The sequence below is a fragment of the Massilia sp. YIM B02443 genome, assembly GCF_030411955.1.
Taxonomy (GTDB): Bacteria; Pseudomonadota; Gammaproteobacteria; order Burkholderiales; family Burkholderiaceae_D; genus Telluria.
Genome location: NZ_JASNRA010000002.1, coordinates 25,149 through 48,062, shown reverse-complemented (window position 1 = coordinate 48,062; position 22,914 = coordinate 25,149). Strand labels below are relative to the sequence as shown.

The 22,914-nt window shown below is 67.7% G+C and carries 20 protein-coding genes; 12 read left to right on the top strand and 8 right to left on the bottom strand.

The window, feature by feature from the left end:
• Positions 1–3: 3 nt before the first annotated feature.
• On the bottom strand, positions 4–300 hold the full coding sequence (locus tag QPK27_RS02630; RefSeq protein WP_290416654.1) for a putative quinol monooxygenase: 297 nt from the start codon (positions 298–300) through the stop codon (positions 4–6).
• Positions 301–444: 144 nt separating this feature from the next.
• On the opposite strand from QPK27_RS02630, the gene QPK27_RS02625 reads away from it, so the two are divergent.
• Positions 445–2,070, top strand: a complete 1,626-nt coding sequence (locus QPK27_RS02625; RefSeq protein WP_290416653.1) for a M28 family peptidase — start codon at positions 445–447, stop codon at positions 2,068–2,070.
• 41 nt (positions 2,071–2,111) lie between these two features.
• On the opposite strand, the gene QPK27_RS02620 is transcribed toward QPK27_RS02625, so the two are convergent.
• Entirely contained in the window at positions 2,112–4,679 is a 2,568-nt protein-coding gene (locus tag QPK27_RS02620; RefSeq protein ID WP_290416652.1) for an ATP-binding protein, read from the bottom strand.
• A gap of 119 nt (positions 4,680–4,798) precedes the next feature.
• Entirely contained in the window at positions 4,799–5,341 is a 543-nt protein-coding gene (locus QPK27_RS02615; protein WP_290416651.1) for a GNAT family N-acetyltransferase, read from the bottom strand.
• A gap of 309 nt (positions 5,342–5,650) precedes the next feature.
• Between QPK27_RS02615 and QPK27_RS02610 the strand changes: the two genes are divergently transcribed.
• The 4 genes from QPK27_RS02610 (at position 5,651) to QPK27_RS02595 (ending at position 10,372) form a co-directional block, all read left to right on the top strand.
• Positions 5,651–6,127 (top strand): chemotaxis protein CheW, encoded by a 477-nt coding sequence (locus QPK27_RS02610; RefSeq protein ID WP_290416650.1) that lies wholly within the window; start codon positions 5,651–5,653, stop codon positions 6,125–6,127.
• A 46-nt stretch (positions 6,128–6,173) separates the two neighbouring features.
• A complete protein-coding gene (locus QPK27_RS02605) occupies positions 6,174–7,928 on the top strand; it encodes a methyl-accepting chemotaxis protein (RefSeq protein WP_290416649.1) in 1,755 nt (584 codons plus the stop codon).
• Positions 7,929–8,150: 222 nt separating this feature from the next.
• Positions 8,151–8,630, top strand: a complete 480-nt coding sequence (locus QPK27_RS02600) for a chemotaxis protein CheW (protein ID WP_290416648.1) — start codon at positions 8,151–8,153, stop codon at positions 8,628–8,630.
• Positions 8,631–8,650: 20 nt separating this feature from the next.
• Positions 8,651–10,372 (top strand): methyl-accepting chemotaxis protein, encoded by a 1,722-nt coding sequence (locus QPK27_RS02595; protein ID WP_290416647.1) that lies wholly within the window; start codon positions 8,651–8,653, stop codon positions 10,370–10,372.
• 342 nt (positions 10,373–10,714) lie between these two features.
• Here QPK27_RS02595 and QPK27_RS02590 read toward each other — a convergent pair whose 3' ends face one another.
• Both QPK27_RS02590 and QPK27_RS02585 read right to left on the bottom strand, forming a co-directional pair.
• Positions 10,715–11,749 carry a porin gene (locus QPK27_RS02590; RefSeq protein ID WP_290416646.1) on the bottom strand — a complete coding sequence of 345 codons (1,035 nt, stop codon included), beginning with the start codon at positions 11,747–11,749 and terminating at the stop codon, positions 10,715–10,717.
• A gap of 224 nt (positions 11,750–11,973) precedes the next feature.
• Entirely contained in the window at positions 11,974–12,273 is a 300-nt protein-coding gene (locus QPK27_RS02585) for a hypothetical protein (RefSeq protein ID WP_290416645.1), read from the bottom strand.
• A gap of 70 nt (positions 12,274–12,343) precedes the next feature.
• On the opposite strand from QPK27_RS02585, the gene QPK27_RS02580 reads away from it, so the two are divergent.
• The 4 genes from QPK27_RS02580 (at position 12,344) to QPK27_RS02565 (ending at position 18,156) form a co-directional block, all read left to right on the top strand.
• On the top strand, positions 12,344–13,417 hold the full coding sequence (locus tag QPK27_RS02580; RefSeq protein ID WP_290416644.1) for an aldose epimerase family protein: 1,074 nt from the start codon (positions 12,344–12,346) through the stop codon (positions 13,415–13,417).
• An 8-nt stretch (positions 13,418–13,425) separates the two neighbouring features.
• Positions 13,426–14,301 (top strand): SMP-30/gluconolactonase/LRE family protein, encoded by an 876-nt coding sequence (locus QPK27_RS02575; protein WP_290416643.1) that lies wholly within the window; start codon positions 13,426–13,428, stop codon positions 14,299–14,301.
• 199 nt (positions 14,302–14,500) lie between these two features.
• Positions 14,501–17,401 (top strand): GAF domain-containing protein, encoded by a 2,901-nt coding sequence (locus QPK27_RS02570; RefSeq protein WP_290416642.1) that lies wholly within the window; start codon positions 14,501–14,503, stop codon positions 17,399–17,401.
• 65 nt (positions 17,402–17,466) lie between these two features.
• Positions 17,467–18,156, top strand: a complete 690-nt coding sequence (locus QPK27_RS02565; protein ID WP_290416641.1) for a fumarylacetoacetate hydrolase family protein — start codon at positions 17,467–17,469, stop codon at positions 18,154–18,156.
• Positions 18,157–18,193: 37 nt separating this feature from the next.
• On the opposite strand, the gene QPK27_RS02560 is transcribed toward QPK27_RS02565, so the two are convergent.
• Positions 18,194–18,973 (bottom strand): hypothetical protein, encoded by a 780-nt coding sequence (locus QPK27_RS02560; protein ID WP_290416640.1) that lies wholly within the window; start codon positions 18,971–18,973, stop codon positions 18,194–18,196.
• 125 nt (positions 18,974–19,098) lie between these two features.
• Between QPK27_RS02560 and QPK27_RS02555 the strand changes: the two genes are divergently transcribed.
• Positions 19,099–19,956: a hypothetical protein gene (locus QPK27_RS02555; protein ID WP_290416639.1), complete on the top strand. Its 858-nt coding sequence runs from the start codon at positions 19,099–19,101 to the stop codon at positions 19,954–19,956.
• Positions 19,957–20,011: 55 nt separating this feature from the next.
• Here the strand turns inward: QPK27_RS02555 and QPK27_RS02550 are convergent, their stop codons facing one another.
• A complete protein-coding gene (locus QPK27_RS02550) occupies positions 20,012–21,226 on the bottom strand; it encodes a YeeE/YedE family protein (protein ID WP_290416638.1) in 1,215 nt (404 codons plus the stop codon).
• Positions 21,227–21,384: 158 nt separating this feature from the next.
• On the bottom strand, positions 21,385–22,422 hold the full coding sequence (locus tag QPK27_RS02545) for an SDR family oxidoreductase (RefSeq protein WP_290416637.1): 1,038 nt from the start codon (positions 22,420–22,422) through the stop codon (positions 21,385–21,387).
• Between QPK27_RS02545 and QPK27_RS02540 the strand changes: the two genes are divergently transcribed.
• Both QPK27_RS02540 and QPK27_RS02535 read left to right on the top strand, forming a co-directional pair.
• Complete coding sequence (locus QPK27_RS02540) at positions 22,415–22,561, top strand: hypothetical protein (RefSeq protein ID WP_290416636.1); 147 nt, start codon at positions 22,415–22,417, stop codon at positions 22,559–22,561. The two genes, QPK27_RS02545 and QPK27_RS02540, sit on opposite strands and share 8 nt — an antisense overlap.
• Positions 22,558–22,902 carry a hypothetical protein gene (locus QPK27_RS02535; protein WP_290416635.1) on the top strand — a complete coding sequence of 115 codons (345 nt, stop codon included), beginning with the start codon at positions 22,558–22,560 and terminating at the stop codon, positions 22,900–22,902. The genes QPK27_RS02540 and QPK27_RS02535 overlap by 4 nt, the downstream gene beginning before the upstream one ends.
• The last annotated feature ends 12 nt before the right edge of the window (positions 22,903–22,914 follow it).

Sequence of the window (22,914 nt, the reverse complement as noted above, 5' to 3'; positions counted from 1 at the left end):
GCGTCAGCCTGTCAATCCCTGCCCACCCACCGGCTCGGTCTCGAAGCGCTCGCCAAACCCCGCGATCAGCGGCCGGCCCTTGCCGATTGCCGCCTGCACCGACGCTAAGGCCAGCGACGCCTTGTGGCTGGCCTGGCTATCCCACGCTTCGGTGATCCACAGCGCATCCGCATCGGCCTTGTCCTTGGCGATCACATAGCTCAGGCACCCCGGCATCGCGGCCGTGCCTTCCAGCAGGATGGCGATGAGGGCGTCGCGTTGCCCCGGCTGGGCGCGCATCTTACCAATCAATCCGTACATGGCCGTTTCCTCCCAGGGTTGGATAAACAGTATATGCCGTTCAAGCCCCTAAGTATAGATACTTAGGCAACTACCTCGCCACCGTCCACGCACGCTGGGTTAAGATGACCGTTCCACCCATCCGAGAGACCTTCCGAGAATTCGATGCGACTTCAACCTCTTGCCTTCGCTGCTGCCGTACTGACCTTGTCCGGCGTGGCCCACGCCCAGCAACCCGGCGCCGTTTCCGAAACCGCCTTGCGCGCCCATCTTGCCTTCCTGGCCGACGACCTGCTGGAAGGCCGCGGCACCGGCCAGCGCGGCGGCGACCTGACGGTGCGCTACCTCGAAACCCAGGCCGCACTGATCGGCCTGCAGCAGATCCCGGGCGGCGGCTACCGCCAGAAGGTCGACATCGAGGGCAGCAAGATGATCGACGGCGGCATGACGTTCACCGCCGGCGGCAAGACCATCAAGCCGGTCGTCGGCAAGGACATCGTGTTCGGCACCAAGAGCGGCAAGGAGGCGATCGCCTTCGACGCGCCGCTGGTGTTCGTCGGCTACGGCGTGACCGCGCCGGAAGAAGGCTGGGACGACTACAAGGGCCTGGACGCCAAGGGCAAGATCCTGGTGATGATGGTCGACGATCCGCAGCCGACCGCGGAAGAACCGAACCGCTTCGCCGGCAAGGCCTATACCTGGTACGGGCGCTGGGTCTACAAGTACGAAGAGGCGGCGCGCCGCGGCGCGGCGGGCGTGATGCTGATCCACACCACGCGCTCGGCCTCGTATCCGTTCAGCGTGCCGGCCAACGGCTTCTCGCACGAGCGCTTCGGCCTGAAGGGACCGGGCAATCCGGTCGAAGGCTGGTTCACCGAAGACACCGCGCGTCAGCTGTTCGCGGCCGGTGGGCAGGACCTGGACAAGCTGCGCGCCGCGGCCGAGCGCAAGGACTTCCGCCCGGTCGACCTGAAGGTCGCCACGCACGTCGAACTGCGCTCCAAGATTCGTCCGGTCGAGCAGTTCAACGTGGTCGGCATCGTGCCGGGGAGCGACCCCAAGCTGAAGTCGCAGGCGGTGGTGTATTCCTCGCACTGGGACCATATGGGCATGGACGAGGACGACGGCGGCGATCCGAAGCGCGACCGCATCTACAACGGCGCCATCGACAACGCCTCCGGCACCGCCGCGCTGCTGGCGATGGCGGCCGAAGCGGTCAGGAAGCCGGCGCGCCGCACCCAGATCTTCCTGTGGCCGGCGGCCGAGGAGCAGGGCCTGCTGGGCGCCGCGGCCTACGTCAAGAATCCGGTGGTGCCGCTGGCGCAGACCGCGGCCGACCTGAATCTGGACAGCCTGAACTTCGTCGGCCGCACCAGGGACATCGGCGTGGCCGGCTCCGAGCGCAGCAGCCTGTACGAAACCGCTGCCGGCGTCGCGAAAAGCATGGACCTGAAGATCGCGCCGGCCACGCCCGACCTGTCGGGCGCCTACTTCCGCGCCGACCACTTCGCGTTCGCCAAGGCCGGCGTGCCGGCGTTTAACGTCGGCTCGGCGGTGTTCTCGGGCGACGGCCACTTCGAGTTCGAGCATCACCAGCACGATGCCAGCGCCAGCATGAAGGGCTTCAAGAACCACTACCACCAGGTGAGCGACGAGTACCGTCCGGAGTGGGACCTGTCGGGGATGGTGCAGCAGGCGCAGTTCACGCTGAACCTGGGCTACGCGGTGGCGAATGCGCCGGCAATGCCGACCTGGAAGAAGGGCGATCCGTTCGGCAGCGTCAAGCGCTGAGCAGCGAACTACCGAAGGCGGGTTGCGCGACCGACCCGCCTTCAGCCGCCCAGGATCCGCTCCAGCGCCGCCATGTCCACCGGCTTGACCAGGTGATGATCGAACCCGGCATCCTGGCTCGCATCGCGATCCTGGGCCTGCCCGTACCCGGTCACCGCGACCAGTAAGGCGTTGGCCGTCTGCGGCAGCGCGCGCAGGCGGCGCGCCAGTTCGTGCCCGTCCATGCCCGGCAGGCCGATGTCGAGCAGGCACACCTCGGGCGCGAAGCGCGGCGCCCGTTCGAGCGCGGCGAACGGGTCGTGCTCGACCACCACTTCGTGGCCGGCGCCGCCGATGTACATCGCCATCACCTGGGCCGCGTCGATGTTGTCGTCCACCACCATCACCTTGCGCGCATGCGCCGGCAGCGGCGCCGCCACGGCCGCCTCGGCGCCATCCGCCCCGCTCTCGTTGCGGCGCGCGCTGCGCGGCAGGGTCACGGTGAAGGTGCTGCCCTGGCCCGGGCCGGGGCTGTCCACGGCCACGCTGCCGCCGTGCAGCAGCACCAGGCTGCGCACCAGCGCCAGGCCGATCCCGAGGCCGCCCTGGGCGCGGTCCGGCGTGCGCTCGCCCTGCACGAACATCTCGAAGGCGCGTTCCAGCTCGTCCGGCAGCATGCCGATGCCGTTGTCGGCCACCACGATGCGCACCAGGCCGTCGTCGGCTTCGAGCGCGACCTGGATGTTGCCGCCGCCCGGGGTGAACTTGACCGCGTTGTGCAGCAGGTTGCCGACCACCTGCACCAGGCGCTTGCGGTCGCCCATCACATAGATCGGTCCCTGCGCAGCAGGCATGGCGGTGTCGATGCGGTGTCCCTTCTGGCGTGCCGGCTCCTGCGCCTGCTCGAGCGCCTCGGCCACCACTTCGCCGATGTCGATGCGCGCTTTAGAGAGCGCCACCAGCCCGCGCGTCACGCGCGAGACGTCCAGCAGGTCATCCACCAGCCCCGACATGTGGCGCGCCTGGCGCGCGATGATGGCGCTGATCTGGCGCGTGCGCGCGCGGTCCAGCCCATCCTGTCCCAGCAGCTGGGCGCCGGAAGCGATCGGCGCCAGCGGGTTGCGCAGCTCGTGCGCCAGCATGGCCAGGAATTCGTTCTTGCGCTGGTCGGCCTGGCGCAGCGCTTCTTCGGCGTTGACGCGGTCGGTCACGTCCTGCAGCGTGCCGCGCAGCGCCGTCACGCGGCCGTCGGCGTCCTGCACCGCCTCGCAATGCAGGTCGATCCAGATGCGCTGGCCTTCGGCGCGCAGCACCTGCACCTGCAGCCGTCCGCTGCCGCCGTTGCGTTCCAGTTCGCGGATCAGGCGGTTGGCGCGTTCCCACGATTCCTCGCTCAAGAGCGTGCCGCGCTGCTCGCTGAACGGCGGCGGCACGCGGCCGTAGATGTGCGGCACCGATTCCGACGCGGTGATCGCGCCGCTGGCCAGGTCCAGGTACCAGGTGCCGAAGTGCGCCAGGCGGTGGGCGTCGCGCAGCTCGGTCTCCTTGGCCGCCAGCGCCTGCGCGCGTTCGCCCAGCAACTGTGAAGCGGCGCCCATCGCGGCGGCGACGTCGTCGATCTCCTTGATGTGCACCGGCTTGAACGGCGGCGCGGCCTCGCCGCGGCCCAGCGCCACGGCCGGCGCCATCAGCGCATGCACCGAGCGCGCCAGGCGTCCGCCGATCTGCCAGGCCAGCCACAGGCCGACCGCGAACAGCAGCGTCACGCCGATCAGGAGCACCGTCAGCTGCTCGAGCAGGGCCTGGTTCAGGATCGCGTTCGGCACCCCGATCGCCACGCCCCAGCCGCCCAGGCGCGAGCGCGAATAAAAGGTGCGTTGCGCGGTCCCTTCCTGGCTGATCGATTCGACGATGCCCTCGGGCGCGCGTAGCGTCGCGTAGTACAGCGGGTCGGTGACGCGCCGTCCGATGAAGCGGTCGGGACTGATGTTGCGCGCGAAGATCACGCCGGCGCCGTCGAAGATCGAGGCGCGCGCGCCGTTCGGCACCGAGCGCGGGGTCAGCATGTCGCTGAAGTAGTCGGGCCGCACGCCGACGCTGAGCACGTAGGCTACCTGGCCCTTGACCAGCACCGGCACGTCGACGCTGACGGTGGGACGGCGGCGGCCGGCGCTTTCGAACATGTTGGAGACCGCCGGCGCGGCGCTGGCGAAGACTTTTTCCAGCTGCTCGGACGGCTCGGTCGGGAGCACGGTGCCGTAGGGGACGGCGGTGTTGAGCAGCTGCTTGCCGGCGCGGTCGCGCAGCACCAGGTTCATGTCGCCGCCGGCCAGCGACAGTGCCTCGCGCGCCTGGCGGTGCATGCGCGAGAAGTCGCCCGCTTCCATGGCGTCGAAGGTGGACAGGGTCTGGCCGATCGCCTGCACCTGCAGCAGCTTGCTCTCGACCGTCTGCACCAGCGCGTGCACGGTCTGCATGGTGTTGCGCTCGTACTGGGCGCGGCTCTTCTGGTATTGATAGGCAAGCATCAGCGATGCGCCGATCACCCCCGGCAACAGGGTCGCCATTACCAGGCGCAACAGATAAGTGCGCAGCGGCCTGCGGTGCAGAGTCGAAGAAGAGCCAGTCACATTGCTATCCAGAAACTAGGTATTTCCAGATTGTACGTGTATTCAGGTAAGCACACACTCATGGTGAGCGCGTCGCGTGCAGCCGACACGGTTGTCAGGACCGGCCGCGGCGGGCATGCTCACGGCGCCGTGCCCGGGCGTGCGCGCGTGAACAAGGTCTTGTAATAGATCGCGGTGCCGCGCCACACGCCGTTGGGGGTGCAGGCGTATTCCGGCAGCTCGCCGACCCGGGTGTAGCCGCTCTTGCGGTACAGCTGCTCGGCGCCCGAGCCGACTTCGGTATCGAGGAACAGCAGGCCGCGGCGCAGCGCCAGCGCCTCGATCTCGAGCGCCTGCAGCAGGGCGGTGGCCACGCCGCGGCGGCGCGCGGTGCAGTGCACCAGCAGCTTTTGCACTTCGGCGCGGTTGCTGCCGTTCGGCTTCTGGCACAGGTCGAGCTGGGCGCAGCCGACCAGGGCGCGTTCGCGCTCGGCCGCCAGCAGCACGCGCCGCCCGGCGTCGACTTCGAGCGCCACCGAATCCCAGTAGGCGTCCAGTCCGTCCTGGTCCAGGCCGTTGAGGAAGCCCAGCGAATGGCCGTCGGCGACGGCGTCCAGCAGCAGCGTGCCAAGCTGGGGCCGGACTTCGGCGATGGCGCGGGCGTCGAGGCGGCGGATGATCATGGGGGCTCCTGGTTGAACGAGGGTGGATCGGCGCGCCGCGTCAGGCGTAACGGGCGCGATACCTGTAACCAAGTGTCAAGCACGATGTGTGCCAGCAATGGTAAGCGTTTGCTCCTGCGCTGTCGCGTACTGTCGCATTTCTGTCATTACAGTGTTGCGCGGCTGCCATATTTACCGTTTTAACGCGGATAATTACCGGTTCTTGACACTCATCCATCGAAAGTCAGCAAAAAAATCAGTAATGTGCTTGCTATGCGGCAATGACCCGTGATTGTCACGGGATCGCAGACCGCGCTCCAAGGGAACCATATGGAAACGCCAGCAAGCCAGGACAGCGAAGTGCTGTCCTTCCGCCTTGGCCGGGAAGAATACGCGATCAGCATCCTGAAGGTGCAGGAAATCCGCGGCTACGAGCAGCCGACCCGGATGGCCACCGCCCCCGACTACCTGAAGGGCGTGATCAACCTGCGCGGCCACATCGTGCCGATCGTCGACATGCGCATCAAGTTCGGCCTGGGCGAGCCGGTGTACGACGCGTTTACCGTGGTGATCATCCTGAACATCGCCAATCACGTGATCGGGATGGTGGTCGACAGCGTGTCCGACGTGGTCACCCTGAGCCAGGACCAGATCCGCCCGGCGCCGGAGATGGCCGCCACGCTGGACGGCAACTGCCTGCGCGGCCTGGGCACGGTCGGCGAGCGCATGCTGATCCTGCTCGACATCGACCGCCTGATGCAATCCGACCAACTGGGCCTGGTGACGGCGCTGCCGCAAGCGGCCTGACCCGGCACGAGCCCGCCCCACCGCTTCCACGACAGAGGAACTTCGAATGAAACTGGCAAACCTGAACATCGGCAAGCGCCTGGCGCTCGGCTATGGCGTGATCTGCGCCATGCTGGTGCTGATGATCATCCTGAGCAATGCGATGCTGGGCCGCATCAACGCCGGCACCGACGAGATCGTCAACCAGCGCATGCCGCGCATCGACATGGCGGTGCGCGTGCAGGACCAAACCAACAGCATCGCCATCGCCTTGCGTAACGTGATGCTCAGCCGCGACGCGGCCGACCGCGCGCGCCAGGTCGAGGACATCATGGCGTCGCGCCGCACGATGGACGAGCTGCTGGCGCAGATGAGGGACGCGATCCAGAGCGAGCAGGGACGCGCGCTGCTGGCGCAGATGGAACAGGAAACCGCCACCTATCAACGTGGGCAGGACGACGTCATCCGCCTGGTCCAGGCCGGCGAGATGGACGCGGCGCACGCGCTGATGGGCGGCGACATGCGTCCGCTGCTGCTGCGCCTGAAGGCCGCCACCGGCGAACAGGCCGCGCTGCAGAAAGAGCTCGCGGCCAGGGCGGCGCAGGAAGCCGGCGCCACCTACCGCAGCACCTCGCTGCTGATGTGGGGACTGGGCGCGGCGGCGCTGGCGCTGGCCGGCCTGGTGGCGTGGCTGATCACCCGTTCGATCACCCGCCCGCTGAACCAGGCGCTGGAGGTGGCCAACACCGTCGCCGCCGGCGACCTGACCAGCCGCATCGAGGTCACCATGCACGACGAAACCGGCCAGCTGCTGGCCGCGCTGAAGACCATGAACGCCAGCCTGGCCAATACGGTCGGCACGGTGCGGGTCGGCACCGACACCATCGCGGTAGCGGCCTCGCAGGTGGCGGTCGGCGCCCAGGACCTGTCCTCGCGCACCGAGCAGCAGGCCAGCGCGCTGGAAGAAGCGGCGTCGTCGATGGAAGAACTGACCTCGACCGTGCGCCAGAACGCGGACAACGCGCGCCAGGCCAATGTGCTGGCCGAAGCCGCCTCGAACGTGGCCGCGCGCGGCGGCGACGTGGTCAGGCAGGTGGTGGGCACGATGAACGACATCAATGCCGCCAGCGCCCGCATCAACGACATCATCGGCGTGATCGACGGCATCGCGTTCCAGACCAATATTCTGGCGCTCAATGCTGCGGTGGAAGCGGCCCGTGCCGGCGAACAGGGCCGCGGCTTTGCCGTGGTGGCGAGCGAAGTGCGCAATCTGGCGCAGCGCTCGGCGGCGGCGGCCAAGGAGATCAAGGGCCTGATCGGCGACTCGACCGGCGCTGTCGAGCAGGGCAGCAAGCTGGTGGCAGAAGCGGGGTCGACGATGGAAGAGATCGTCGACAGCGTGCGCCGCGTGACCGATATCATGGCCGAGATCAGCGCTGCCAGCTCGGAGCAGAGCGCCGGCATCGAGCAGATCAATCAAGCGGTGACGCAGATGGACCAGGGCACGCAGCAGAACGCGGCGCTGGTGGAAGAAGCGGCGGCGGCGGCGACGGCGATGCGCGAGCAGTCGACCCTGCTGGCGCAGGCGGTGGCGGTGTTCCGCATCGACGGTGCGCAGGCGATGGCGGCGTCGAAGGCGTCGGTGGCAGCGGCGCCGTCGAAGAGCGCTGCGCCGGCGCCACGCGTGCAAGCGGCGGCTGCTGCGCGTCCGGTGCTGGCTGCGACCAGGCCGACGGCCAAGGCAGCGCCGAAGGCAGCTACCAAGGCCGCTGCGGCGCGCGTCGCGCCGCAAGCGGACGCAGGAGAGTGGGAAGAGTTCTGACGCTCTGATCCCTGCGTGTTCGACAAGACGGCAAGCTGCGGCTTGCCGTTTTTTTATCGCGTGTTGCTGTATTCATGCGATCAAACTGTGCAATTCGTCCAGGACTTGCACCGAAGATGATCGTTTTCGCGCCAAATTGCACACATTGTATCGTGCGCACATCGGCCAGCCAGTATGATTATTTCCTTTCAGAAATATAGTTTCACAAAGGGCAAGAAAATCATGAACACCGCAATTCCCCTCGACGACAGCGAAGTGCTGTCGTTCAAGCTCGGCAAGGAAGAGTACGGCATCAGCATCCTCAAGGTACAGGAAATCCGCGGCTACGAACAGCCGACCCGCCTGGCCAACGCGCCGGAGCACCTGAAAGGCGTGATCAACCTGCGCGGCAGCATCGTGCCGATCGTCGACATGCGCATCCGGTTCGGCATGTCCGAGCCGAAATACGACAGCTTCACCGTGGTCATCATCCTCAACATCGCGCACCACGTGATCGGGATGGTGGTCGACAGCGTGTCCGACGTGGTCACCCTCACCAGCGACCAGATCCGCCCGGCGCCCGAGATGGGCAGTGCGGTCGACGCCAGCCACCTGCGCGGCCTGGGCACGATCGGCGAACGCATGCTGATCCTGCTCGACATCGAGCGCCTGATGCAATCCGACGAGCTGGGCCTGGTGACGGCGCTGCCGCACGCCGCCTGAACCACGAACGAGGAGAACCCATGAATATCGCAAACCTGAAGATCGGCAAGCGCCTGGCGCTGGGCTTCGGCCTGGTCGGCCTGATGTTCGCGCTGCTGATCGCGCTGGCCAACGGCATGATCGCGCGCGTCAGCGCCGGCACCGACGAAATCGTCGACAACCGCATGCCGGCCATCGAGCTGACCAACCGCATCGACGCCGACACCAGCATCATCGCCATCGCCCTGCGCAACATGATGCTCAACGACGACGCCGCCGACCGTGCGCGCCAGACCGCCTCGATCGACACGGCGCACGCCGGGATGACGGCCAGCCTGAAGGAACTCGCGCCGGTGCTGCGCCAGCACCCGCAGGCGGTCGAGCAGCTGCGCGCGATGGAGGCCGCGGCCGCGGCCTATCTGTCCAGCCAGGTCGAGCTGCAAGCCCTGATCAACGGCGACCAGCCGCAGCAGGCGCGCACCTTCCTGACCGACACCTTGCGCCCGCGCTTGGCCACGCTCAAGGCCGCCACCGCCGGCCAGATCAAGCTGCAGAAGGAACTCAGCGAAGCCGCATCCGACGACGCCGGCGCCACCTACCGCAGCGCGCTGTGGGTGATGGGCGGCATCGGCGCCGCCGCGCTGCTGCTGGGCGGCGCCATCGCCTGGTGGATCGGCCGTTCGATCACGCGTCCGGTGGCGCGCGCACTGGAAGTGGCCAACACGGTCGCGGCCGGCGACCTGACCAGCCGCATCGAGGTTACCAGCCGCGACGAGCTGGGCGAGCTGCTGCAGGCGCTCAAGCGCATGAACGACAGCCTGGCCGCGACCGTGGGCACGGTGCGCGTTGGCACCGACACCATCGCCGTGGCCGCGGCCCAGGTGGCGGCGGGCAGCCAGGACCTGTCTTCGCGCACCGAGCAGCAGGCCGGCTCGCTGGAAGAAACCGCGTCATCGATGGAAGAACTGACCTCGACCGTCAAGCAGAACGCCGACAATGCGCGCCAGGCGAACATGCTGGCCGAAACCGCCTCGACCGTGGCGGCGCGCGGCGGCGACGTGATCCAGCAAGTGGTGGGCACGATGACCGAGATCGACGCCTCGTCGAGCCGGATCAGCGACATTATCGGCGTCATCGACGGCATCGCCTTCCAGACCAATATCCTGGCGCTGAACGCGGCGGTCGAAGCGGCCCGCGCCGGCGAGCAGGGCAGGGGCTTTGCGGTGGTGGCGAGCGAAGTGCGCAACCTGGCGCAGCGCTCGGCGGCGGCGGCCAAGGAAATCAAGGGCCTGATCGCGGATTCGACCGACAAGGTCGCGGCCGGCAGCAAGCTGGTGGCCGAGGCGGGCACGACGATGCAAGAGATCGTCGAGAGCGTGCGCCGCGTGACCGATATCATGGGCGAGATCAGCGCGGCCAGCCGCGAGCAGACCGCCGGCATCGAGCAGATCAACCGGGCGGTGACGCAGATGGACCAGGGCACGCAGCAGAACGCGGCGCTGGTGGAAGAGGCAGCCGCCGCGTCGGCTTCGATGCAGGAGCAGGCCGCCAAGCTGGCGGCGGCGGTGGCCGTGTTCCGTATCGGCGCCACGCCGGCGCAGCAGCAGCAGCCGGTGCGCGCCGCGCAGAAAGTGCAGCAGCCGAAGCTGGCGCAGCCACTGACGGCGGCCAGGCCGGCGCCACGTCCGGCCCCGGCCAAGGCCCCGGCCAGGGACGTGGCCGGCAAGCAGGCGGTGGTCGCCGGCGAATGGGAAGAGTTCTGACCGGAATCCGGTCGATGTGACATGCGCGCCTTGAGAACCGGGTTTTAGCAGTTAGCTTGGAACTCATTCAAACTTGCGTAGTCTTATCATACGGCGGTGAGTTCCACCGTGTCAGCCTGTGGAGAAGACGGCTCTGGCCCTGCAAAATTGCAGGGTGAAACCAGCTTCGACGAAGCAGGAATTCAACGGTAAAGCTAGCTGTAAATAGTTTTACGTAAGTTTGAAGGAACGGCGCGCAAACAAAAACGGCAAGCCGCGAGGCTTGCCGTTTTTATTTGTCCTTCGACGCCATCCGGGCCGGCTGTCAGGCAGCCGGCCGGAGAGCGTCTCGAACCTCGTCGATCAGAACGAGTGACGGATACCCAGGTTGTACACCTGCGGATCGGCGCCGAAGGCGGTCGCCGGCAGCGCGATGGTGTTCGCTGGCGAGGTCAGCGAGAAGGTGCCCAGGTCGTTGTTGCGCAGCTTGGCGTACGAAGCGTAGACGTTGGTGCGCTTCGACAGGGTGTAGCTGTAAGCCAGGGTCACGCCGCGGCCTTTGGCGCCGGTTTCCAGTTCTTGCTGGTTGTAGTTCAGGAAGAACTTGTTGACGCCCACTTCGTACGACACGCCGGCGTTGGCTTGTTCGTACTTGTTGTTGCCGCCTTCAGGATTGGCAGCCAGGTAGCCGGCGCGCACTTCGAACGGACCGAACTTGTAGCCGGCGCCAACGCCGTATTCCTTGTCGTCGCCGCTCGCCAGGCGTTCGATCTGGTGGTAACCAGCGCCCAGGTAGAAGCCTGCGTTTGCGTATTCCAGCGAGACGCCGGCCAGGTCGCCGGTCGGGCCGTCCTGGATGTTGCTTTCGCCGGTCGAGTATGCTGCGCCGACGGTGAAGCCGCTCACTGCATTGCTCTTGTAGTTGACCGAGTTCGACAGGCGACGGGTCAGGCGTGGCTGAGCGCCGGTCGGGGTGTTGAACACCACCAGGCTCGAACCGTAGAAGCCGTGGCCCAGGATGTCCGAAGCGGCGGCGACAGCAGCGATCGGGCTGTATTCACGGCCGACGGTCAGGGTACCGAAGTCGCCTTGCAGGCCGACGACGGCGCGACGCTGCCACAGGTTCGAATCGGTGCCGCCGGTGTCGGCAGCGATCGATGCTTCGATGTTGAACAGAGCTTTCAGGCCATTGCCCAGGTCTTCGGTACCGCGGAAGCCGATGCGGCTTGCCGACTGGGTGCCCGACTGGACGACGGTGCGGCTTTCGGTGCCCGGAGCGTCGTTGTTTTCGACGCCGATCGAGGCGTCCAGGGTACCGTAGACGGTGACGCTGGATTGCGCGTGAGCGAACAGTGGCAGGGCCGAAACCAGGGCGACGGCGAGCAGTTTTTGTTTCATGGATGTCTCTCCAATGATTGATTTGTTGAAAGTGCCTATTCATGATGACATGCCAGAGAGACATTTGTCATCGAGGCAAACCATGTGGACAGTACGTAAAAACCGCATTTGCGCGCCTCCTATAGCCCGCCAAAATGCCGTTTTTCCCTACCAAAACCGACAGTTAGGTGACTTTTGCCCGGCCCGACGCAGCGCCACAGTCGAATGAAAAATTTTGCCGCAAATCAACAGATTCCGTTGCGGTAACGCCACATTTTAGGTTTTGATATGTGCTGCGATGCGCAAAAAGAGTGCATACGTGGTTTTCTGTTGCAATGTTCCAAGCGCGCGATGACGCCTTCAAACATGAGCAAAAGCAACATGTTATGACGCGTAACATCAGGCGGCTCATGAGGGTTGAGCAGATGCTTATGCGCTTTTGCACCGCAATAGTGCAAGCGGCCTGTCGCGATATTTTCTTGACAATGCCAGAAAGTTATCGTTGGGTAAGGTGCCATGCTCTGCGCGGTCGCTTTTGCGCCCATGCTAGGATCCGGTTTCCCGGCCGTGCGCTATTCGGACAGGCGGCCGCAACCTTTCGAGGACCACGACGACGTGCAGACCGGAATCACGCAAGCCCCGTTCGGACAACTGCCTGACGGCACTCCCATCACCTGTTTCACGCTCACCAATGCCCATGGCATGGTGGCCAGGATCATCGACTTCGGCGGCATCGTCACCGAGCTGCACGCACCCGACCGCGACGGCCGCCTGGCCGACGTGGTGCTCGGCTTCGACGAGCTGGAACCCTACCGCGGCGACAGCCCGTACTTCGGCGCCCTGATCGGGCGCTACGGCAACCGCATCCGCGAAGGGCGCTTCACCCTCGATGGCGAAACGATCCAGCTGCCGGTGAACAATGGCCGCAACCACTTGCACGGCGGGCCGGACGGCTTCGACCGGGTCAAGTGGCAGGCCGAGGTCGACGGCGCCAGCCTGCGCCTGCGCTACCGCAGCGCCGATGGCGAGATGGGCTATCCGGGCAACCTGGACGCCACCGTGGTGTACACGCTGAACGACGACAACGAGCTGGTGGTGCGCTTCCACGCCGTGACCGACCGCGCCACCCCGGTGAACCTGACCCAGCACAGCTACTTCAACCTGGCCGGCGGCGGCGACGCAGACGGGGATATACTTGGCCACCTGCTGCAGATCGACGCCGACGCCTTCGTCGCCATCGACGACGGGTCGATCCCGACCGGCGAACTGGCGCCGGTGGCCGGCACGGCCTTCGATTTCCGGTCGCCGCAAGCGATCGGTGCGCGCATCAATGAGGACAGCGAGCAATTGCGCAACGGCGGCGGCTACGACCACTGCTTCGCGCTCAACAAGCCGCATGGCAAGACCCTGACCCGTGCAGCGCGCGTGGTCGAGCCGCAATCGGGCCGGGTGCTGGAACTGTGGACCGAAGAACCGGGCGTACAGTTCTATAGCGGTAACTTCCTCGACGGCACATTGGAAGGCAAGGGCCGCAGCTATGCCCACCGCAGCGGCTTCTGCCTGGAGCCGCAGCACTTCCCCGATTCGCCCAACCGGCTGCAATTCCCGAACGTGATCCTGCGCCCGGGCGAGGAATATCGGACCGAGTCGCGCTTCCGTTTCCTGGTCGAAGCGTCGAGCGCGACGTAAGCCGGGCGGTGCAAGCCTTCCTCGACACCCGGCACGCGCTGGGCGAATGCGTGCTGTGGTGTGAGCGCAGCCGGCGCCTGCTGTGGACCGACATCCCGGCGTCGACCCTGTGGTCGTACGAGCCGGCCAGCGGCCGCGCGCGCAGCTGGGCCATGCCCGAGCGCCTGTGCTCGTTCGCCCTGACCGGCAGCGACGACCGCCTGCTGCTGGGGCTGGCGTCCGGGCTGGCGCTGTTCCGCTTCTCGACCGGCAAAGTGACGCGCATCTGCGACGTCGAGCCCGGCCTGCCGACGCGCATCAACGATGGCCGCTGCGACCGCCAGGGGCGCTTCGTGTTCGGCATGCTCACCGAGGGCGACGATCCGCAGGCGGCGGCCGGCGGCTTTTATCGCCTGCACTTGGACCTGACCCTCGAATGCCTGCCGCTGCCGCCGGCGCGCATCGCCAACGGCATCTGTTTCAGCCCGGACGGGCGGCGCATGTACTTCGCCGATTCGACCGACGGCGCGATCCGCTGGTGCCACTACAACCCCTGCAGCGCCGAGGTAGGGGCAGTGCACACCCTGGTCGCGGCCGGGGCGGCGCCCGGCGCGCCGGACGGCGCCACGGTCGATGCCGAAGGCTGCCTGTGGTCGGCGCGCTGGGGAGCGGGGCGGGTGCTGCGCTTCGCCCCGGACGGGCGCCTGCTGCAGACCTTGCTGACCGACGCCCCGCAGCCGACCTGTCCGGCCTTCGGCGGACCGGACCTGGCGACCTTGTACGTGAGCACCGCGCACGCCGGCATGAGCGACGCGCAGCGCGCCGCCGCACCGCTGTCCGGCGCCGTGCTGCGCCAGGCGCTGGAGGTGCGCGGCCTGCCCGAGGCGCGCTTCTTGCACGCCTGAAACGGAAGTTCTCATGACGCCAAAACAACAATTTTCCCCTTAATAGCGAACCCGAGCGTATCGGGCGCGGCGCAATCGGTTTGCTGGTTATAATCGCCGGTAATAAGAAAAGTTGGCGGCGGTGCAATACGAACGCGCGGGGAAACGTTCCAGTGTAATAAGCCCGGCCAGCCTTGCGAGAACCAAACCGGGTATCCTGATGAGCAATCTGAGCAGCTTCCTACCGATGGCTGCCGGCGGTCCGACATTGCCGGACCACCCGCACGGCGACGAGCTTTCCTCCTTCGCGCCGCTCCATCCTGCAGTCGCATCCACACCTGTCCTTGCGCTGGGCGAACCGTCGACCTGGCCCGAAGGCGTGCGCGCCATCGCCGACCTGATCCAGGCCTCGCGCTTCCCGATGTTCCTGGCCGTCGGCCGCGACCTGCGCCTGTTCTATAACGACGCGTATTCCGACCTGCTGGGCGACAAGCACCCGGCCGCGCGCGGCGCGCCGTACGCCGCCGTGCGGCCCGAACTGTGGGAGCGCATGCGCCCCTATTTCGAGCACGTGCTGGCCGGCGAGGCGACCCAGTTGCAGCATGCGCTGATGGAGTTCGAGCGCAACGGCAAGCGTGAGCGGCGCTATTTCTGCGTCTCGCTGTCGCCGGTGCGCCATGACGGCCAGGTGGCCGGCGTGTACTGCGTGCTGACCGACACCACGTCCGACGTGCTGTCCGAGCACCGCCACGCCTTCCACCAGAAACTGGGCGAGACGCTCGACGGCCTGGACGACGCGGTGCATATCATGAAAGCCACCAGCGCCATGACCGGCAAGACGCTCGGCGTCGGCCGCGTCGGCTACGGCGAGATCGACGCCGCGGGCCGCACCGTCAGCATCGACCGCGACTGGACCGACGGCGCCATGGCCAGCCTGGCCGGCCTGTCGCATGCGCTCGACGGCTTCGGCCCGGCGATCGTCGACAAATTGCGCCAGGGCCGCAGCGTGCGCCTGGACGACGTGATGGCCGACGAGCACGCGGCGCCGTACGCGGCCGGCTACGCCGCGATCGGCGCGCGCGCCGCGGTGATCGTGCCGATCATCGAGGAAGGACGGCTTGGCGCCGTGTTCTACCTGCACGAACCGGCGGCGCGCCACTGGACCGACCAGGAAGTGGCGATGGCCGAGGACGTGGCGCGCCACACGCGCGAAGTGGTGCGCCGCTCGCGCGTGGAACAACACCTGCGCGACGAAAGCCGGATCCTGGAAGCGGTGCACCGCACCGGCCAGCTGCTGGCCTCGACGCTCGACCTGGACACGCTGTCGCAGGCGATCACCGACGCTGGCACCGAACTCAGTGGAGCGCGCTACGGCGCCTTCTTCTACAACGCCGGCCAGGATGGCGAACCGATGCGCCTGCACGCGCTGTCGGGCGCCGCGCGCGAGGCGTTCGAGCGCATCGGCCCGCCGCCGCCGGCCGCCGTGTTCCAGCAGGTGATGCGCGGCGAAGCGCCGATCCGGAGCGACGACATCGGCGCCGACCCGCGCTACGCCAGCCTGGTGGCGCACGGCATGCAGCCGGGCCACCTGAAGGTGCGCAGCTTCCTCGCGGTGCCGGTGGTGTCGCACAGCGGCAAGGTGCTGGGCGGACTGTTCTTCGGCCACCCGGACGCCGGCGTGTTCACCGGGCGCGCCGAGCGCATCGTGGCCGGCATCGCGGCCCAGGCCGCGGTGGCGATGGACAACGCGCAACTCTACGAAGTGGCGCAGAACTCGGCGCGCGAGCGCGACGCGCTGCTGCAGAGCGAACGCCTGGCGCGGGTGCAGGCCGAGCGCCTGAGCCACACCAAGGACGAATTCCTGGCCATGCTGGCGCACGAGCTGCGCAACCCGCTGGCGCCGATCAGCAGCTCGGCCAGCCTGCTGGGCCTGCAGTTCGCGGGCGAGCCGCGCATCGCCCAGACCACCACCATCATCAGCCGCCAGGTCAAGCACATGAGCCGCCTGATCGACGACCTGCTGGACGTCTCGCGCGTCACCCGCGGCCTGGTGAAACTGAAACTGGCGACGGTCGACTTCCGCGACGTGGTCAGCGGCGCGCTCGACCAGACCCGGCCGCTGGTGCTGGAAAAATCGCACCACGTCACCGTGCAGCTGCCGGACGCGCCGGTGCTGGTGCGCGGTGACCAGACCCGGCTGGTGCAGAGCGTGGCCAACATCCTGAACAACGCCGCCAAGTACACCCAGAAGGCCGGCACGCTGGCCCTGAAGCTCGAGCAGCACGATGGGCGCATGAGCCTGAGCGTGCGCGACAACGGCTCCGGCATGCCGCCGGACCTGGTGCCGAGCGTGTTCGACCTGTTCACCCAGGGCGCGCGCACGCTGGCGCGCTCGCAGGGCGGGCTCGGTCTGGGCCTGACCCTGGTCAAGCGCCTGGTCGAGCTGCACGAGGGCGAGGTGCGCGCCCACAGCGACGGCGTCGGCTTCGGCAGCACCTTCACCATGACGCTGCCGTGCATCGCCGCCACCCCGGACGGCCTGGCGGCGGCGCCGCTCGAGGGCGAAACCGCGCGCGCAGTCCTGCAGCGCAAGCTGCAGGTCTTGATCGTGGACGACAACAGCGATGCCGCCGACAGCCTGGCCACGCTGCTGGCGGTGCAGGGCAACGCCACCGCGGTCGAATACGACGCCCAGTCGGCGCTGCGCCGCGCCCGCGCCGAGCGGCCGGACGTGATGCTGATCGACATCGGCCTGCCCGACGTCGATGGCTACCAGCTGGCGCAGGAACTGCGGGTGCGGCCCGAGACCGCGCACACCACGCTGGTGGCGGTGACCGGCTACGGCCAGGCGCGCGACCGCGAGCGGGCGATCGAGTCCGGCTTTGCGCATCACCTGGTCAAGCCGGTCGACATGACGGCGCTGGTGCGCATCCTGGAATCGAGCGCGGCGGCGGCGGCGCTGCAGGGCGATCCCCCGGCGCCGGACGCGGCCGCCACCATCCCCGCGCCGGTGGTGGCGGCCACGGTGGCGGTGGCGGCAGCGGCCACGGCGCTGGCGGTCCAGGTCGTGGCCGAAGCGACTGCCACGCCTGGCGAGCCGGAGCAGGCGGCCCCGGCCTGAACCCATCCCGCCAGCGACGGCGGCGCCGGTAGTATGATGGCGTTTCCGTCAATGAAAGGATGAGCATGTCTGAATACGTCATCACCGCTCCTGCCGCGCCGTCGGTGGCCGTGGCCGGTTCCCAGGCCCGCTTCCCGGTGCGCCGCGTGTTCTGCGTCGGCCGCAACTACGCCGCCCACGCGCGCGAGATGGGGAGCGACCCGAACCGCGAACCGCCGTTCTTCTTCACCAAGCCGGCCGACGCCGTCGTGCCCGCCAGCGGCGCGGTGCCGTATCCGCCCGCCACGCAAGACCTGCACCACGAGATCGAGCTGGTGGTGGCGCTGGGCGGCGGCGGTTCGAACGTCGACCCGGCCAACGCGCTGGACCTGGTGTGGGGCTACGGCGTCGGCATCGACCTGACCCGGCGCGACCTGCAGGCAGTGGCCAAGGACAGTGGCCGGCCGTGGGACATGGCCAAGGGCTTCGATGCGTCGGCGCCGTGCAGCGCGCTGCATCCGGTGAGCGCGGTCGGGCATCCTGCCGACGCACGGATCTGGCTCGAGGTGAATGGCGAGCTCAAGCAGGAGGGCAACCTCAATGAGATGATCTGGCCGGTGGCGGACGTGATCGCGTCCCTGTCGCGGCTGGTGACGCTGGCGCCGGGCGACCTGATCTATTCGGGCACGCCGTCGGGTGTGGCGGCCTTGAAGCCGGGCGACCGCGTGCGCGGTGGCGTGGATGGGGTCGAGGTGTTCGAGCTGCAGATCGCCTGACGTTCGTCTGCGATCCGGCGCCGCGGGCGGCGGTTGTTCAGCCGCCGAGCGCCGCCATCTGCGCCAGCAAGCGGGCGCGCGCGGCGTCGATCTGGTCGCCGTTGGTCTTGGCCGACAGGGCCGCGCGCTCCTTGCGCCCCAGGAAGTACGCCACCCGCTCCGCATTCGCCCCTGAGGGATGCGGCAAGCCATGCAGGATCCGGTTCGGGCGAAGCACGCCCTGCGCCGCCAGCCAGTCCAGACCCTCGCTCACGCTGGCGCCCATCGGGATGTACAGCGCCTTCGGCAACGCCTGCGCCTCATGCGCAAAGTAGCGCAGCACCTCTTCGCGCAGAAACGCCTGCTTGTGCATCGCCGGCGTCCCACTGTAGTTCTTGCCATCCACAAACACCGAATGGCGCAGGATCGCGCCGATGTGCACCAGGGGCGCGTCTTCCCCGAACAGTGAAGAACAGCTGGCGATACCGAGCCAGCGCTGCACCCCGATCGCATCGAGCAAGGCCACGAAGTTGGGCCGGATCGCGCCGCTGAACGCGCCGGTCCGGCGCGCCGCGCGCAAGGTATCGTCGACCGATGCCCCGGCTGCCAGCTGGCGCTGCGCTTCGCCCGTCGCAATCTTCCACTGCGCAAACCCGGGCGAAATCCCGACCACCACCACCCGCGCCGCCCGGTTCACCGATTCGAACGGCAGGTAATAGCTGCTGTAGCGCCCCTCGCGCGCCAGCAGGAACGTGTCGGGAATGTCGGCCGGCGTGGCGATGCGCGGTAACTCAAGCGAGCGGATCGCCGGCGCAAAGCGCTCAAAAAGTACATCCATGGTGTCGAAGCTCAAGAAGGCAAGCCGATCATTCTGCCAGTTTTTGTGTCGCCTCAACGCGCGCAAAATTTGATACGCTAGCGCCAACGGCCACATCCGTTGCCGGATGCCGCAGGGAGGGAGCCATGACAGAGGTCGCACTGATTGCCGTCCACGGCATGGGAGAAACGCCGCCCGACTACGCGGATGGCCTGATGGCCGGGCTGCGCACCCACCTGGGCGCGCTGGCGCCGCAGGTGGTGATGCGCTCGGTGTACTACCAGGGCATCCTGCACGACAATCAGCGCCTGGTATGGGAACGCACCGCCGCCACCGGCCGGGTGCGCTACGAGGCGCTGCGCAAGTTCGTGCTGTACGGCCTGGGCGACGCCGCTGGGCTGGAAAACCGCAAGGAAATCCCCGGCTCGGTGTACGAACAGGCGCAGGGAGAAATCGCCACCACACTGCTGTCGGCGCACGCGGCGCGGCCGAACATGCCGGTGGTGTTCGTCGCCCAGTCGCTGGGCTGCCAGGTGCTGTCGAGCTATATCTACGACGCCCAGAAGGCGGCTGCCGGCAAGCCGGTCGGCGCCGGCATCTGGCGCAACATCGACGCCTGGGCGTCCACTGCGCTGGGACGCGCGCTGACCGCCAGCGAGCGCTTGTTCCTGGCCGGCGGCACCTGCGCCGCGCTGGTGACCACCGGCTGCAACATCCCGATCTTCGTGGCCGCGCACCAGGAAATGCAGATCATCCCGATCGCGCCGCCGACCTCGCTGTTCAAGTGGATCAATTACTACGACCCGGACGACATCCTCGGCTGGCCGCTGCAGCCGCTGTCGCGCGGCTACCGCGAACTGGTGGAGGACCGCGCCATCAATGCGTCCGGCGGCGCGGCCGACCTGCTGCTGCGCAGCTGGAATCCGCTGTCGCACAACAATTACTGGGATGATGCGGCCGTGCTCGATACGGTGGCGGCCATGCTGCGCCGGCTGGCGGCGTAAGGGGGAGGGGAGTTCCGGCCGCCGTCCGAACGGTCTCGACGGCCGGAGATAGGCATCAGCAGCCGCTCGGCTTGACGCGTTCGACTTCCAGGCCGAACAGCGGACGCAGGCGGGTGCCGACGATGTTGCCGACAAAAGCGACCACCAGCCACAGCCAGCCGTGCAGGCTGCCCGACAGGATGCCGCTAAAGTAGGCGCCGATATTGCAGCCATACGCCAGGCGCGCGCCGTAGCCGAGCAGCAAGCCGCCGACCACCGCCGCGATGACCGAGCGCAGCGGCAGGCGCCACACCGGCGCGTAGCGGCCGGCCAGGGCGGCGGCGGCCATCGCGCCGAGCACGATGCCGATGTCCATCACCGAAGTCACGTCGTGCGAGATCGGCTGGGCCAGCGCCGCGGCGTTGGCTTTGGTCGACCAGTAGGCCCAGCTGGCGGTGTCGATGCCGACCGCGCCGGCCGCTTTCGCGCCCCACAGGGCGAAGGCCGAGGTCACGCCCCACGGACGGCCGGACAGCGCAAGCGTCGCGAAATTCAGCACCACCAGCGCCAGCGCGCCGGCCACCAGCGGCCACGGGCCGTGCAGCCATGGCGAGCGCTGCGCCGGACGGATCGAAGGTACCAGGCGGCCGTGGCGGCGCTTCTCGACCACCACGGTGATGGCGGCGATCGCCGCGAACACCAGCCAGTTCAGCAGCAGCGCCGGCATCAGGCCCAGCGCGTTATAGGCAGCGATGGGTTTGAGTTGCGGCAGCGAGGTCCAGAACGGCATGTGGGCGGTGCCGATCAGCGAGCCGACGATGAAGAACGCCAGCGTGATCAGCATCCGGGTGCTGCCGCCGCCGACCGTGTACAGGGTGCCGGAAGCGCAGCCGCCGCCCAGCTGCATGCCGATGCCGAAGATGAAGGCGCCGACGATCACCGAGGTGCCGGCCGGCTGCACCAGTCCGGTGACCGGCGCGCCGAACAGCGTGCCGCTGGCCAGCACCGGGAAGAACAGGGCGACGCCGACGGCCAGCATCAGCATCTGCGCGCGCAGGCCGTCGCCGCGGCCGTCGGCGATGAACACGCGCCAGGCCGAGGTAAAGCCGAACGCGGCGTGATACAGGGTCAGGCCGAGCAGGGCGCCGACCACGTACAGGGCGGCCTGGCGCGGACCGACGACCTGGGCCAGGTACAGGGCGCCGAGCACGATCAGCAGCGCGGCGACGCCGAGCGGCTTGAGGTTGATGTCGGTGCCGGGACGATGGGAGAGAGTTGCTGTATTGGACATTGCGATGTGAGACGGAAGAAATGTAGCTCGCTATTTTCTCGCGTTTTACAGATTTCTGCAGACGGCACCGCCAAAACTTGCGTTGCCGGCTTCAGCAGGAAGTCGAACGCCTGCCGGACAGCGGCAGCGGCGCCGCCCGGGACACGTCAAGGTAGCGCTCAGCGCTGCGGCGCCGCCGCGCGCGCCGCATCCTCCTGCCGCATGCGCTCGCGCACGCCGCCGTCGATGCCGGTGGTGCCCGCGATCGGCCGGTGCAGCGCGCCGCTGGTGGCGGGCGCGGGCGGCGAGGTTTCGTACTGCGCCTGGTGGGCGATGTCGGCCGCCAGGCGCTCGGCAACGTCGGGCGCGATGCGGTGCGACCAGTAGGCGCCGCGCGCCTTCCAGCCGGTGAGCACCTCCTCGCGCGGATAGACGGTGGCGCGCACGATGATGTCGACTACCTTCATCGGATCGTCCATCAGCGGCATGCGCGGCTTGTGGCCGCTGTAGTTGGCGGCCTGGTTGAAGAACTCGGTGTCGGTGGCCCATGGCAGGATGGTGGTCACGTGCACCTTGTCCAGTTTCGCCAGCCGCAGTTCCTCGTTCAAGGCCCGGCCCAGGCCCAGGATCGCGGCCTTGGTCGAGGCGTACGAGGCGTGGTAGGCGAGCGGGATCACGCTTTCCACCGAACTCAGGTTGACCAGGTTGCCGCTGCCTTGCGCGCGGAACTGGCGCAACGCCACGTGGCTGCCGTAGATCACGCCCTTCAGGTTGACGTCGACGATGCGCGCGTGGTCGGCCAGCGGCACGTCCTCGAAGCGGCCGATGGCGCCGACCCCGGCGTTGTTGATCCAGACGTCGATGCGTCCGAAACGCGTCAACGTCGCCTGCGCCAGCCGCTCCACTTGCGCCGGATCGGCAACGTCAGTCGGCACCACCAGCGCCTGGCCGCCGGCGGCGGTAATGCGGCCGGCGACCTGTTCCAGCGCGTCGGCGCGGCGCGCGGCCAGCACCACGTTGGCACGCATCGCGCCCAGGCGTTCGGCCACGCCGCGCCCGAGGCCGCTCGAGGCGCCAGTCACGACATAGGTCTTGCCGGCCACCAGGCGCTGCTCGTCGGTCGAGAGGGCGGTGGCGCAGCCGCCCAGCAGCAGGGCGGCGCTCAGCAACAGTAGATATGGCAACAGGCGCCATGCAGGAGTGCGGTAGGTGGTCATCGAAAAGCTCCAGGTTCAGGTTGAGGCAATGCTAGAGCAAAGCGACAACATGGCTGGTTCGATACTTTCTGGAATGCTCGGCGCCGTGGCCGGCGTGCGCGGCGAGGCCGCGCGCCAGGTGATATGCTGGCGGCCATGACGACCGATTCCGATATTGAACTGTCCGGCCCGTTCCAGGCCAGGGACGCCAGCGGCCGTACCCTCGAGGTGAAGAAGATCGGCATCTTCGACGAGGGTTACGGGATTATTGATGTGTACGTGGACTTCAAGGACCGACTCGAGCCGGGCGCCTTCAGGGACGGCGTGCTGACGCGCGCGATCGTCGAGCGCCTGCGCGCGGTCGGCTACAAGGGGCCGGACTTCGGGCACAGCGATCCGGGGCTGCAGGAAAGCCGCCTGATCGTGCTCGAGGCGCCCGAGGAATTCTCGGCGTTCGCCAAGAGCCGCGGCTGGAAAAACCTGGCCGAGGATTTCGAATAAGTTTCAAACAGG

Coding starts and splice junctions, on each gene's coding strand:
- QPK27_RS02545 (WP_290416637.1), bottom strand. CDS start 22,422: ATGACCACCTACCGCACTCCTGCATGGCGCCTGTTGCCATATCTACTG.
- QPK27_RS02615 (WP_290416651.1), bottom strand. CDS start 5,341: ATGATCATCCGCCGCCTCGACGCCCGCGCCATCGCCGAAGTCCGGCCC.
- QPK27_RS02535 (WP_290416635.1), top strand. CDS start 22,558: ATGACGACCGATTCCGATATTGAACTGTCCGGCCCGTTCCAGGCCAGG.
- QPK27_RS02600 (WP_290416648.1), top strand. CDS start 8,151: ATGAACACCGCAATTCCCCTCGACGACAGCGAAGTGCTGTCGTTCAAG.
- QPK27_RS02555 (WP_290416639.1), top strand. CDS start 19,099: ATGACAGAGGTCGCACTGATTGCCGTCCACGGCATGGGAGAAACGCCG.
- QPK27_RS02605 (WP_290416649.1), top strand. CDS start 6,174: ATGAAACTGGCAAACCTGAACATCGGCAAGCGCCTGGCGCTCGGCTAT.
- QPK27_RS02595 (WP_290416647.1), top strand. CDS start 8,651: ATGAATATCGCAAACCTGAAGATCGGCAAGCGCCTGGCGCTGGGCTTC.
- QPK27_RS02590 (WP_290416646.1), bottom strand. CDS start 11,749: ATGAAACAAAAACTGCTCGCCGTCGCCCTGGTTTCGGCCCTGCCACTG.
- QPK27_RS02570 (WP_290416642.1), top strand. CDS start 14,501: ATGAGCAATCTGAGCAGCTTCCTACCGATGGCTGCCGGCGGTCCGACA.
- QPK27_RS02585 (WP_290416645.1), bottom strand. CDS start 12,273: ATGGGCGCAAAAGCGACCGCGCAGAGCATGGCACCTTACCCAACGATA.
- QPK27_RS02625 (WP_290416653.1), top strand. CDS start 445: ATGCGACTTCAACCTCTTGCCTTCGCTGCTGCCGTACTGACCTTGTCC.
- QPK27_RS02610 (WP_290416650.1), top strand. CDS start 5,651: ATGGAAACGCCAGCAAGCCAGGACAGCGAAGTGCTGTCCTTCCGCCTT.
- QPK27_RS02630 (WP_290416654.1), bottom strand. CDS start 300: ATGTACGGATTGATTGGTAAGATGCGCGCCCAGCCGGGGCAACGCGAC.
- QPK27_RS02560 (WP_290416640.1), bottom strand. CDS start 18,973: ATGGATGTACTTTTTGAGCGCTTTGCGCCGGCGATCCGCTCGCTTGAG.
- QPK27_RS02565 (WP_290416641.1), top strand. CDS start 17,467: ATGTCTGAATACGTCATCACCGCTCCTGCCGCGCCGTCGGTGGCCGTG.
- QPK27_RS02550 (WP_290416638.1), bottom strand. CDS start 21,226: ATGTCCAATACAGCAACTCTCTCCCATCGTCCCGGCACCGACATCAAC.